This is a genomic window from Citrobacter sp. FDAARGOS_156 (assembly GCF_001559235.2).
GTDB lineage: Bacteria > Pseudomonadota > Gammaproteobacteria > Enterobacterales > Enterobacteriaceae > Citrobacter > Citrobacter youngae.
In genome coordinates this window covers 3,797,703-3,810,952 of sequence record NZ_CP014030.2, presented here as the reverse complement: position 1 = coordinate 3,810,952, position 13,250 = coordinate 3,797,703, and the positions used below count along the sequence as shown (strand labels likewise).

General features: G+C 48.3%; 10 protein-coding genes. 3 read left to right on the top strand and 7 right to left on the bottom strand.

Annotated features, from left to right (window positions below):
* The first annotated feature begins 11 nt into the window (after positions 1–11).
* On the top strand, positions 12–1,403 hold the full coding sequence (locus AL515_RS18720; RefSeq protein ID WP_061068413.1) for a DUF4832 domain-containing protein: 1,392 nt from the start codon (positions 12–14) through the stop codon (positions 1,401–1,403).
* A 47-nt stretch (positions 1,404–1,450) separates the two neighbouring features.
* On the opposite strand, the gene galE is transcribed toward AL515_RS18720, so the two are convergent.
* The 7 genes from galE to AL515_RS18685 form a co-directional block, all read right to left on the bottom strand.
* Positions 1,451–2,467: a UDP-glucose 4-epimerase GalE gene (gene galE / locus AL515_RS18715; RefSeq protein ID WP_061068412.1), complete on the bottom strand. Its 1,017-nt coding sequence runs from the start codon at positions 2,465–2,467 to the stop codon at positions 1,451–1,453.
* A 65-nt stretch (positions 2,468–2,532) separates the two neighbouring features.
* Positions 2,533–3,471: a glucosamine inositolphosphorylceramide transferase family protein gene (locus AL515_RS18710; RefSeq protein WP_061068411.1), complete on the bottom strand. Its 939-nt coding sequence runs from the start codon at positions 3,469–3,471 to the stop codon at positions 2,533–2,535.
* 153 nt (positions 3,472–3,624) lie between these two features.
* On the bottom strand, positions 3,625–4,260 hold the full coding sequence (locus AL515_RS18705) for a carbonic anhydrase (RefSeq protein ID WP_005122990.1): 636 nt from the start codon (positions 4,258–4,260) through the stop codon (positions 3,625–3,627).
* Between the two features lie 155 nt (positions 4,261–4,415).
* Positions 4,416–5,588 (bottom strand): MalY/PatB family protein, encoded by a 1,173-nt coding sequence (locus AL515_RS18700; RefSeq protein WP_061068410.1) that lies wholly within the window; start codon positions 5,586–5,588, stop codon positions 4,416–4,418.
* A 141-nt stretch (positions 5,589–5,729) separates the two neighbouring features.
* On the bottom strand, positions 5,730–7,190 hold the full coding sequence (gene nhaC / locus AL515_RS18695; protein ID WP_061068409.1) for a Na+/H+ antiporter NhaC: 1,461 nt from the start codon (positions 7,188–7,190) through the stop codon (positions 5,730–5,732).
* A gap of 194 nt (positions 7,191–7,384) precedes the next feature.
* Positions 7,385–8,323: a transcriptional regulator MelR gene (gene melR / locus AL515_RS18690; protein ID WP_048212965.1), complete on the bottom strand. Its 939-nt coding sequence runs from the start codon at positions 8,321–8,323 to the stop codon at positions 7,385–7,387.
* A 334-nt stretch (positions 8,324–8,657) separates the two neighbouring features.
* On the bottom strand, positions 8,658–10,406 hold the full coding sequence (locus AL515_RS18685) for a sigma-54 interaction domain-containing protein (RefSeq protein WP_048212964.1): 1,749 nt from the start codon (positions 10,404–10,406) through the stop codon (positions 8,658–8,660).
* Positions 10,407–10,786: 380 nt separating this feature from the next.
* Here AL515_RS18685 and dpaL point away from each other — a divergent pair, with 380 nt between their 5' ends.
* The gene (dpaL, locus tag AL515_RS18680) at positions 10,787–12,001 is read left to right on the top strand and encodes a diaminopropionate ammonia-lyase (protein ID WP_048213489.1); all 1,215 of its coding nucleotides are present in this window, start codon (positions 10,787–10,789) and stop codon (positions 11,999–12,001) included.
* 33 nt (positions 12,002–12,034) lie between these two features.
* Positions 12,035–13,219: a YgeY family selenium metabolism-linked hydrolase gene (locus AL515_RS18675; protein ID WP_061068408.1), complete on the top strand. Its 1,185-nt coding sequence runs from the start codon at positions 12,035–12,037 to the stop codon at positions 13,217–13,219.
* The last annotated feature ends 31 nt before the right edge of the window (positions 13,220–13,250 follow it).

The following is a 13,250-nucleotide window of genomic DNA, read 5'->3' as shown; positions in this document are numbered from 1 at the left end:
GCGTCACTGCGATGAAGTGTAAATGGTTTTCTGCGCTGTTGTGTCTGTTCTGTCCGCTGACGGTATTGGCCGCATTAACGACCGTAACCCCCAAAGCATTGACGGGCCCACTGACAAACCCAGGTATCGGGGTCGCCAGTTTTCATCAAGGATATGGTGAAACGCTTGGACTGGCGGATTATCCCGACACCGGCTTTGAATATGAGCGCTTTTACTGGCGTGACCTTGAGCCTGTCGAAGGCCAGTACAATTTTGCACTGGTTGATGACGCTTTTAAGTATGCCGTGGCGCATCGACCGGCGATGAACGTCGGACTGCGGTTTATGGCGCTTGCTGAGCCGGAAACCGGTTCACAAATTCCTGACTGGTTGATTAACAAAGGCGTAAAGGGAACCTGGACGCCTGACAAAAAAACCTTTATCCCTGATTTAGACGATCCCCTATTTATTGAATATAGCCAGCGCCTGCTGAACGCGATGGGTAAACGCTATGATGGTAACGAGAACCTGGCTTTCGTGGATATCGGCATGGTGGGGTCGTGGGGAGAGTGGCATAACAGCAACTTCCCGATGCTGAAACCATTGCTGGAGCGCTATACCACGGCGCAGTTGGACCGCTATGTGACGATGCATTTTACGGCTTTCCCCAGTACGCCAAAAATCATGCTGATGAGTGGTGGGCAAAGTCTGGCGAATGCGGTCGCGCGCGGGGCAGGCTGGCGTGCGGACTGCCTGGGCGATCTCCGCGTGTTTTCTGCTTCCTGGAACCATATGGCGGATGATTATCCGCAACGGCTGCAGGCCGCACAGAAAAGCTATTCAGGATTTAATGATGCCTGGAAACATGCGCCAGTGAGCTTTGAGATCTGCTCGTACATGCAGGACTGGAAAAATACGTTTCACTATACGCGAGCGGAAGTGCAGGGGATTTTTGACTGGGCGGTGAAGCAACATACCAGTACGATTAACCTGAAATCAAGAACAGTGCCCCGTGAGTATCGTCCGATTGTCGACGAGGCACTGACAAAACTGGGCTATCGGTTTCGCTTAGCATCTCTGAGCCACGAGTCCGTCTGGGAAGGTGGACAAGAATTCACCCTGACAAGCACCTGGTATAATGAGGGTAACGCGCCGATTTACTTGCCCTACACGCTGGCATTTCGTCTGGTCGATGAGGCCAATAAGGTGGTGGCACAAGGGAATGCCCCGGAAGATATACGTCACTGGCTGCCCGGAAAGTACTCACTGAGTTACCCGATGCCGATGCCCGGGACGCTGCCGAAAGGGAAATATGCTATTGAGACGGCGATAGTGGATAAAACCGGTGCGGCAAGAATTCACTTTGCCAATGAAGGGAAGCAGAGCAACGGTTGGTATCGCGTCTCTGCGGTAACGGTGAAATAGCCTGCCATAGTAAGGAGCCTGGCAACCAGGCTCCTTATCGTTAAAAATTAAACGTGATAGCCATCTGGATTGTTTTTTTGCCAGTTCCAGGTGTCGCGTATCATTTCATCCAGGGTATAGATGGCCTGCCATCCCAACTCTTTTCGTGCTAACGACGGGTCTGACCAACACTCGGCAATATCCCCGGGCCTTCTGGCCACAATCTTATAATTAATGCGGGTTTGCGCCGCTTTCTCGAAGGCTGCAATCAGGTTAAGTACGGAATACCCGATACCGGTACCGAGGTTGATGACTTTGTATGCCGCACCTTTTTCCTGGCAATCCAGTGCCGCTAAATGGCCAGTTGCCAGATCCATCACATGGATGTAATCACGCACACCGGTGCCGTCAGGGGTTGGATAGTCATTTCCATAGACCGACACGCTTTCCAGTTTGCCAATCGCCACCTGAGAAATATACGGTACCAGATTGTTGGGGATACCATTCGGATCTTCGCCAATCCTGCCCGATGGATGCGCGCCAACTGGGTTAAAGTAGCGTAGGCAGGTGATTCGGAAATCGGGCTGTGCGCGGGAAAAGTCTGCCAGAATTTGCTCGACCATGAATTTTGATGTGCCATACGGATTGGTGGTACCACCGGTTGGCGATTGTTCACTTAATGGAACGCTTTCCGGGTTGCCGTATACCGTGGCGGAAGAGCTGAAAATAAAGTGCTTCACCCCCGCAGCTAACATCTCACGCAGTAAAACCAGCGTGCCGGTGACATTATTGTCATAATAGGCAAGCGGCTCTTTTATTGATTCTGAAACTGATTTTAATCCAGCAAAATGAATGACATCGGTGATGTTATGGTTAGAGAAAATCGTTTTCAGAATATCGTTGTTCAGCACATCAGCAATATAAACAATGGGCGCTTTGCCGGTCAGTTCCGCAACCCGGTCCAGGGATGTTTGTGAGGAGTTGGAAAGGTTATCGATGACCACAACATCATCACCTCTTTCCAGAAGCGTCAGCACGGTATGTGAACCAATATAACCAGCACCACCAGTGACTAAAATTGCCATACAGTCTCCAGATATTTTTTTGCAAACAATCATTAATTCATTAATGCCACCGGCATAAATAAATGTTATTGGCGGCGTCGGTTAAGGTAATAATTCCGGTATTTCACCCTGCATTTATAAGATATTTTTTTAAGTATAGAAAACAGGCTGAATTTGCTTATCTTACTATCATACACGATATAGTTATCGGTGAAGTTCAGCGTGTGGACGCCCTCGCTTTGGTTGATGCTGGCATCGATCTGCGCAATCAAATGCTCATCAAAGCTGGATGCATTAATCGTGATTAACTCTTTGATATAAACCGACTTTCCGTACGTCTCTGGTGTGCATTCCTGGGTGAGGAAATAGAGTCTATTCTCAACGCAATGTGGTGCGCCAGCGCCTCGGGGGTGTTGATTCGACAGGTTAAGCGTTGGCACTATTTTTTGCCATGGCCCGGTTACATCACTGGCTGTATGGATAACTAACTTATCTTCCATCGTGGTGGATAAAAGATAAAGATTTTCATGCAACGAAACGACGACGTTATCGGTGAGCGCCTGATCAGGTACTAATACTTTTACCTGTTTCCAGCGCGTAGGGAAATCTATCGACTGGAATAAGATAACCTCTTTCCTTTCTGAAGACTCCGGGATCATGAAAAGCTGATCGTTGTTGTAAAATAAAAAAGGAAATGATAGATGGCATTTTAGGTTATCAAAACCGTCGAGTTTCACATCCTCAAGCTCAACCAGGTTAGCATCAAGGATACGGCAGCGCAGGATACCTTGCGAATTACGAAAGCTTAATGCTTCATAAAACACATAAACTTTATTGTCTTTTTCAATAATGAAAGGATCGGCCTGAAAGGTATATTTCTTTTTGAGCTGTTGGGCTCGGGTGCGGTTTAGAATGTCCAGCGTGTTAGTGGGAAAGGTATGCGAACCATTACTTTTCAGGATCATAATATCCCACGACTCATGAAAAAATAACATATTAATCAGTCTGTTATTTTTCGTTCGCATGCGTACCTGCTCCTTTTTATCGCTTAATCTATTGCGGGTTCCACGACAGCCACACCAATGGCTAGTGTAAAAGCTAGTCGCATGAGGGGTGTTTGTCTACTAACAGAAATCGTAGTGGGAGGATTGCCAGAGCATCCGTGCTCCAGTGCAGCTTTACTCGAAATGGACGTGTGGATTATCGGCCAGTGAAACGTAAGTCTTGCTGTTCTTATCCAGAGTACGAATTTCTCCGCTTTCGATGTCGTAGACCCAGCCGTGCAGACGAATCGCGTTGTTGCGCAGGCCAACAGCCACGCAAGGATGCGTTTTAATGTTGTTCAACTGGGCAATTACGTTTTCTTCTACCATGGCATTCACTTTATCGATTTCGTTAGCCCAGGTTTTCTTTTCAACCACGGCTTTCGCGGCATCGGCATAGTGCAACCAGTGGGCGACAGCAGGCATCGGATCCAGGGGTTGGCTTTCTGCGATGGCTTTCATCGCGCCGCAGTTGGAGTGACCACAGATAACGATATCAGTCACGCCTAGAGCAACGACCGCGTACTCAATGGTAGCAGACACGCCACCAGGCTCCGGGCCAAAAGACGGTACGATATTACCGGCGTTACGGATAACGAAAAGCTGTCCTGGCTCTTGCTGCGTCACTAACTCTGGCACCAGACGGCTGTCAGAACAGGAGATGAAAAGCGCTTTAGGATTCTGGCTGGATGCCAGGCTGCGGAAGAGTTCCTTACGTTGAGGGAAAATCTCTTTTTGGAAGTTGAGGAAGCCCTCAATGATATGTTGCATAGCAGTGTCTCTTTTCTCTGTTTAAGCAGGTTATGATGAAGATCACACTTTCCAGTTTAACACCAGCCGACAGAAGGGAAAGACTTTATAGCAGTTCGGTCAATATCTTTGGGCAATTTTGCCCTGACGAAGCAGGGCAAGCGTAGCGGCCTGCGTTATGCGTTCAGCCGTTTCTGGTATGCCGCTTTTAGCCTGTTCATCGCCTCGACCAGTATGGCGCGCGGACAGCCAACGTTCAGACGCATGTGCCCCTCTCCGCCTGGACCATATTGTGACCCTGGTGACAGGCCAAGTCTGGCTTCATGGACAAAAAAATCGCTTAGCTGCGTCTCGCTAAGCGCCATTTTTTCGGCATTCAGAAAGAGCAGATAGGATGCGCCACCATAGACAATTGAAATCAACGGACAGTGCATTTCGATTTCATTTCTAACAAATGCCACGTTATCAGCCAGATAAGCCAATAATTCCCGGTGCCAGTCACCGCAATGGGTATAGGCGCTATAAATCGTTGCCTGTTGCAGTGAGTGAGTCTCTGCAAGATAACAGTTATCGAGAAAATGATAGAACCGGTGACGCAGTTCATCATTCTTTATAATGGCTATCCCTCCCTGGATCGCCGCCGTGTTGAAGGTCTTGCTGACAGAGGTCAGTACGATTGACTGACACCCTGCTGCGTCATCAAGGGTAAAAAAGGGCCGGTGTTGCTTACCTGGCAGGGTTAAATCGCTATGCACTTCATCGGAAAGAATGATGACGCCGGCCTGCTGGCAATAGTGACTGATCTTTTCAAGCGTTTCCCGTGACCACACCATTCCACCAGGATTATGTGGCGAGGGAAAAAGAAACATTTTGCACTGTTTAAGTTTCTCGCTGAGATCTTGCCAGTCAAATTCATAGCAACCGTCTTTTTCAATGAGGCGGGTCTGGAGTAAATGTCTGCCGCTGGTTTTCACCAGGTTAGGGTAGGGGTCATATATTGGGGTACAGGTTAATATATTGTCTCCCGTACGAGTGAGTGCCAGCAAGGACATGACAATGGTTTTTATGACACCGGGAACAAAATGCAGCCAGTGCGATTTAATCTCGGCATCATATTGTTTTGCGTACCACTGGACAACGGATTCTTTCCATTGCGGATAATCCAGGTTATAGCCCTGAACAGGCTGCTCTACTACTGTGCGTAATGTATTCATGATGGGTTCTGGCGTCACAAAATCCATATCCGCAATCCATAGTGGTAATACATCGCTGGTACCGTACATTTGTTGTAATTGTCCGTATTTACGACAATTAACATCCCTTGTGACAATATCATCAAACAAAGACATTGCTAACTCCTGGATAGTCTCTGAAATAAATAATTTAAGCCGCGTGAAATAAACCAGAGATTTTTATGCACACGTCATGTACATATCTGGTTGATATAGTAAAATACCCCTGGTGATAGCTGTCTTTAGCTATTTATCACTTTATGATTCTTGTTCAACTCTATTGGTAGTCAGTTCATTAGACTCATATTTAGCAATGCCAATACCGGTTGCTGCCCACAGCAATGCAAAGATGACGCCGCTGTAACATAGAATTGCCCATGGCAGGTAATCAAGAGTTGTCACGCCCAGCATCGTGGCGCAATAAACACCAGAAGCAGACCATGGAATAATAGGTTCGACAACGGTTCCGGCATCTTCGGTGGTTCGCGAAAGGTTCTTCGCGGCCAGTCCACGTTTTTTGTATTCATCTTTAAAGGCATCGCCGCACAATAACAACGGTAAGGTTCCATTGGCGGTACAGGCGCAGATGGTGAACGTCGTAACAATGGTGGTAGCGACCAGGCGGAATGTTGATTTAACCCCTTTTGTCAGCGCGTTAATAACCGTGTACAGGGAGCCAGTCGCACTCATGGCGCCAGCAAAACTAAAGGCGCTGAAGACGGTCACAAAACTGCTGAACATAGAGATTGCGCCGCCTCGCTCTAATAAGCGCGAGACATCAGATGACAGTGCAGGAACAGGGTCTCCGGTAAGCATCGCGAGCTTAAAGCCGCTGACCACGGATTCACCGACCGAAGATGCGCTGAATTGTTGAAAAACCAGAGCCAGAATCATTGATACGATGGTGGACAAAAACAACATCGGGATAGGCGGTTTTTTCGACAGTGAGCCGTACAAAACTATAATCGGTGGTAGCAACAACAGAAGGTTGAACTGATAAATCTGGCCGATAGCGTTCATTAACTGGGTGATATTTTCTGGTGCACTGACAGCGGCATCAATGCCCATTCCCATATAGCTATAAACCACGCAGCAAATAATGAATCCCGGACCGGTAGTCCACAGCAAATGGCCAATATGGGAGTACAGATTTACACCGGCAGCCAGTGCCGCCATATTGGTTGAATCAGAGACCGGCGAGAGTTTATCGCCAAACCAGCAACCTGAAACAATGGCTCCAGCGGCGATGGGCAGAGAGACATTAAGGCCAATGGCGACACCAATCATGGCAATTCCGACGGTACCAATGGAACCCCATGAGGTGCCGGTACACACTGAGATCAATGCCCCCAGCATAAATGCTGAAATATAAAAATACTGAGGGTTAATCCACTTCAAACCATAATAGATCATCATCGGGATGGTACCTGATACCATCCAGGAGCCAATCAAAAACCCGATACTGGCGACAATTAGAATGACTGGCAGTGCTTCTGATATTTTATTGCAAATCGATTGCAGAATATCATCCCATGTATAACCATGAGCAATGGCGATAAATGAAGCGGCTGCCGTTCCCATCAGGATCATAGGTTCGGCACGAATATTGAATATAAAATATCCTATACTAATCCCGCCCAGCATGATCACCATAGGTAATACTGACCAAAAGAAAGAGAGTTTTTTTCTGTAGTGTGAGGTACAGCTATTTTGTTCCATAATTCCATCCCAATCGTTAACGGTTGAACAAGCCAAAGAAATACCTGCTACAGGCCAATCAATAACGGAGTGGCGTAGTTACGTGAGTTGTTGAACGAACTCTATTTTATTAACTGTTTCAGGCGTTCTTTTCTGGCCTGCTGTTATGATGTTCATATTTCAGCAGTAAAATAAGAGATAGATTTGATAGTCAATTATCCCTCCGCATAAGGTGGATGATTTCGGCGTTGCTGGCTGAGCTTGCGATACTGCTGAGGTGGCATACCGACGTATTTATGAAATGAGCTATAAAATCGACTGCTGGAGCGAAAACCCGCAATCATCGCGATATCCAGAATGGTTTTATCGGTGTCGCTGAGTAATGCCCGTACATGGTTGATGCGCATCGCCGTAATATATTGTTTCATCGTCAGTTGCATTACGCGATGAAAGATACCCATCGCATAATTAGGATTAAGTTTGACGTGATCGGCAATGGCCTCGACGGTCAGCAATTTGTCACAGTTGGCGGCAATAAATTCCAGCATCTGGCTGACGTAAAATTGTGAATGCCGCGAAATGCTATTCTTCTGGGTTCGTGCAGTTTGGTTTCCCAATACTGTCCGCCAGCCTGAGAGGCTAAACCGCTTGAGCATCAGGGCGATTTCATCAATGGCTAACTGACGAATCTGTTCGTTATCGCTGTTGAGTTCATTTTGCCAACGTTGAACCTCAAAAACGCTAAGCTGCTGGGATGCCGATGAGGTAATCACCCTGCCGTGCGTTACGTGATTAATCAGCTCTCTATCCAGCGGCCAGGACAAAAATAAATGCATGGGCAAGTTGAAGATAGCCATTTGCTTACAGTGCCCGGCATTCGTGAGCTGATGGGGAGTACACGCCCAGAACAGTGTGATAAAGCCTTGTTTGCTCTGTACCACTTCGTCATTGAACAGGTACTCAACATCACCATCAAATGGCACATTCACTTCAACCTGGCCATGCCAGTGACTGTAAGTCATGGCCAGCGGCTCCCGCAACTCGACATCCATACGCTGATACTCTGAATAGAGTGCCAGTGGGCTACGAGTCTTTTTTTCATAGCTGCGACACATATGGGGATCATGCGGCAGCTGCGGAATACTTTTAGCCATTACGGGTTGGTTCCTGAAGAGTGAATTTGACCTTGTGGTAGCGCCAAAGCATGCACATAGCTTAACCGAAAAAAATCACCGTTTTCTCTCCATTTTCGCGAAATTATTCCCAAAAACTCAGATCCTGTGCCTGTTGATTGCCGATCTGAGATAGCGGGAATGGCGAGTTTTAATTTTAAAAGCGCTCAACCATAAGGGACTTTGCTGTATCTGCGGGATGGCGGCTCTGACGCCCTATCCGGCCTACTAAAGCCTGTAAACCGTAGGCCGATAAGCGAGCATTGATGATCGGCAGTATTGGATAATGCAGATTTTGTCGTTGAGAAGGCGAGGCTCATAAGCCATAGAGTTTTATTTTTCGGTACAGCGTCGCAATGCTGATCCCCAGTTCTGTCGCGGCTTGTTTCTTACCCTCAACGCTTGAACCAAATCGCTGTATGACGTTTTCAATGGCATCTCTCTCTGCTTGTTTGCCCTGGTGGGCAAGCTGGCGAGGTTGCGCCATCATTGTGCTTTTTCTGCCATCGGCTGCGGTAAGCAGGTAAGGGGGCAGATGGCTGGCGTTGATCCCGGCGGCTTCTCCGCGCATGACAAAAATGTACTCGATGACGTTGCGCAGTTCACGGATGTTGCCCGGCCAGTGCCAGGCATAAAGGCGGTTAATAACATCATCGGGAAGTTTTTGCGGCGGTCGCTGGTAGCTTAGCGAGAATTCATCGGCAAAATATTGTGCCAGGACGGCGATATCCGCCCGGCGTTCACGCAGGGAAGGAAGTACCAGAGGGACCACGTTCAGGCGATAGAAAAGATCTTCACGAAACTGATTATTCTCGACCATCGCGCTGATGTTTTTGTTGGTTGCGGCAATAATCCGCACGTCAATATTGATGGTGTTGTTAGACCCCACACGGGTGATGGCTTTTTCCTGCAGTACCCTGAGCAGCTTGGCCTGCAAATGCAGTGGCATATCGCCAATCTCGTCGAGGAACAGGCTACCCCCATTGGCCAGCTCAAATTTCCCCACACGGCCTTTGGGATCGGCACCGCTGAATGCGCCGCGTACGTAGCCAAACAGTTCGCTTTCCAGGAGTTGTTCAGGGATAGCGGCGCAGTTGATGGTCACGAAAGGGGCGGCTTTACGCGGGCTGCTCTGATGAATAGCAAATGCCACAACTTCTTTACCTGAACCACTTTCCCCGGTGATCAGTACACTGGCATAGCTGTTGGCGATTTTGCTAATGGTACTTCTGAGTTGTTCCATTGAGGGGGAATGGCCAATAAGACGCACCTGTGTGTCAGACTCATAGGGCGAGGGAGCAATCGTGCTCAGATAGTCGTGCGCATCGCGAAAGATAACCATAGTTAATCGGTCGTTATCCAGTGACGAGAGCGAGATTTGTTTACACAGCACATGGTGTTTTTGCCCTTCAAGTGTCAGCCATGCTTCCTCATCGCCATACAAACTGTCTCCGGTCGTTTCAATGGTCAGAGGTAATCCCTGAACTTCACGGTTAAGTATGCGATCTGCTGAATGGTTGGCATGCCAGATGCGGCCCTTGCCATCGATGGCCACAACGCCGCGATCCATTGCATCAATCAGACGGCGAAAGGCACCGAGCGTCTCCTGCGCGCGTAAGCGTTCCAGGCATTCAAAGACCTTACTGGAGATCATGACGGCAATTTGCTCTATAAACGTGACAAATTTATCGATCTGGCTAAGCAAAGTGTCACGCTGTGTTTGCGTTGAGCAAATAATGCCGATCACCCCAATGACGCGGTTATTGAGAAAAATAGGGGCGTTCAAATCCAGCATTTCAGAGCAGTAATGGTGTTTTTCACACAGTTGACATAGAGGATGTTCACCGGGGTTTTTGATCAAAACCGTCTCACGGACCTGCAAAACATGCCGATAGATATAACCATTTTTTGCCACGTTCTCATTGAGCATATGTCGGTATTTACCGGTGCCAGCAATGCGCATTAAAGATTCATCAATGATTTCTACATCAGTCCCGGTAATGCCGGAAATAGCGTCGGCATAATTGCATATATCATCCTGGATATTGCTCAGTACTGAAATCATGATACTTCTCCGGTAAGGTGTCTCATTTCTCAAGGAAAATGATAAATAGGCGAACCATTGCAAAATTGATTTGCGAAAAATCAATCTAGCGTATTGTTTTTGGATGTTTTTTTAATTTTATCCTTCGTGATCACACTATTTATCATTTATGAGAATTTATCAAAACCAGGCGATAAACTAACGACGGCTGTTTTTACCTTGCTATCATTAAAAATTGATTAATGTATTGAAATAAAAGAATTTATTAAATTATTTCTAGTTTTTCCCTCATTTTCTAAAAAACTGGTAAGCATTTTGCTTTTATGGATTACCGATAGCGTAAATAACTCTGTATTACACCGATTACAGGGAATGAATTACCAGGATAATGAGGTTTTATGATGCAGCAAAACTTATCATTTTTTATCAACCAGACGCCGTTTACCGAGCACCCTAACGCACCGCTGGCCCCCTTTAGTCGCCAGGAACTGGTAAAAGCGTTGAATTTTCATCGGTCTATTCCGGGATACGCTCCAACACCGCTGTATACGTTGCCGGCACTTTCACAAAAACTGGGCGTAAAAAATATTTACCTCAAAGATGAGTCTCAACGTTTTGGCCTGAAAGCGTTCAAAGCGCTGGGTGGCGCCTACGCGATGGCATGCCATATCGCGGAATTAGTGGGGAAGGATATCAGTGAATTGCCGTTTGATGTCATGACCAGTGAAGCAGTACGCCATGACCTGAAGACCGTGACGTTTGCCACCACCACCGATGGTAACCACGGGCGCGGAGTGGCGTGGATGGCGCGCCAGCTAAAGCAAAATGCGGTGGTTTACATGCCGAAAGGATCTTCACAGCAGCGGCTGGCATCTATCCGCAATGAAGGCGCTACCGCTGAAATCGTGGATATGAACTATGACGATGCCGTGCGTATGACCGCAGATCAGGCGCAAAAGTATGGCTGGATCGTTGTGCAGGACACGGCCTGGGAAGGGTACGAAAAGATCCCGCAGTGGATTATGCAGGGCTACGGCACGCTGATGCTGGAAGCGATTGATCAACTCCATCAGGTCGCCCCGACGCATGTTTTCGTTCAGGCCGGTGTGGGTTCATTTGCGGGAATGGTGCAGGGTATGGTGACGGCCGCATGGGGCGAAAATCGTCCGAAAGTGATCGTCGCCGAAGCGTTAATTGCCGACTGTCTCTACCGTTCAGCCCGTGCAAAAGAGGGGGATGCTGTTGCGGTAGGCGGCGATTTACAGACCGTGATGGCGGGTCTGGCCTGTGGTGAGGCAAACAGCATTGGCTGGAAGTTACTGCGTGATTATGCCACCGCATTTGCTTCCTGCCCTGATGAAGTCGCGGCGCTGGGCATGCGTATGTTGGGCAACCCGCTGGCGGGCGACCCACAAATTATTTCAGGTGAGTCTGGGGCCGTCACGACAGGTCTTCTGGCGCTGTTGATGACCTCCCCGGATTTGGCCCAAACCCGTGAGCAACTGGGTCTGGATGAGCATTCCCGCGTGTTGCTGATAAGTACTGAAGGTGATACCGACCCGCAACAATATTTGGATATTGTCTGGGGCGGTCAGTACCCGCGCATCAATAAATAATTTCCTGATTGAGAGTATTAACGGAGAAACCCCATGTTATCTGCAACCCGTATTGAAGAAGTCATTAAAAATTGCCAGGCGCTGATCCAGCAAAAAAGTTATTCAGGTCAGGAAGGGGACGTGGTAAATGCCATAAAAATAATGATGCAGCATTACCAGTTCGACGACATCCATGTTGATAAATACGGCAATATCGTTGGCGGTATTGTGGGAAATCAGCAGGGGAAAACGCTGGTTCTGGATGGTCATATTGATACTGTGCCGGTGAACGAAGAGAAGTGGACCCGCAACCCGTACGGCGGTGATATTGACGATGGCAAAATTTATGGCCGTGGCACCACCGATATGAAAGGTGCTGTTGCTGCGATGATCTCTGCCGTAGGTTTTTTCGGCCAGGATACTCAGCGTAATTTCGCCGGGAAAATTTACGTCGCCTGTATCGTTCATGAAGAGTGTTTTGAAGGCATTGCCGCTCGTCTGGTCAGTGAGCGCTATCAGCCTGATTACGTCATTATTGGCGAAGCTTCTGAACTGAATCTGAAAATCGGCCAGCGTGGTCGTGCTGAAATTGTGGTTGAAACCTTTGGTAAACCTGCCCACTCCGCCAACCCGCAGGCAGGAATTAACGCGGTGTACAAAATGGCTCAGTTGATCGACAAAATTCGCACCATCACTCCGCCAACCCACCCGGTTCTTGGCCCCGGTATCCTGGAACTGACAGACATTAAATCGTCGCCGTATCCTGGCGCATCAGTGGTGCCGGATTACTGCCGCGCCACTTACGATCGCCGCTTGCTGGTGGGCGAAACCAAAGAAAGTGTTATTGCGCCACTGGAAAATGCACTTGCGGAGCTAACCGCCCAGGACCCGCAGTTCAAAGCCCGCGTCTCTTACGCGGTTGGCAAGGAGTCTTGCTATACCGGAGCCACCATTGAGGGTGAGCGTTTCTTCCCTGGCTGGGTTTATGACGAGTCTGACGAGTTCGTGCAGGCAGCGTTGGCGGGTGTTCGCGAGGCTGGCTTTAATCCAACCATTACGCAGTACTCATTTTGTACCAACGGCAGCCACTACGCGGGGGAAGCGGGGATCAAAACCATCGGGTTTGGGCCGTCGCGTGAAAACCTGGCGCATACCATCGACGAGTATATCGAGATTGATCAGTTGACCGGATCGGCCCGCGGCTATTACAGCATCATCCAGACACTCTATCGCCGTTAAAAAATAAAGATAAATACCTCTTACCTTACAG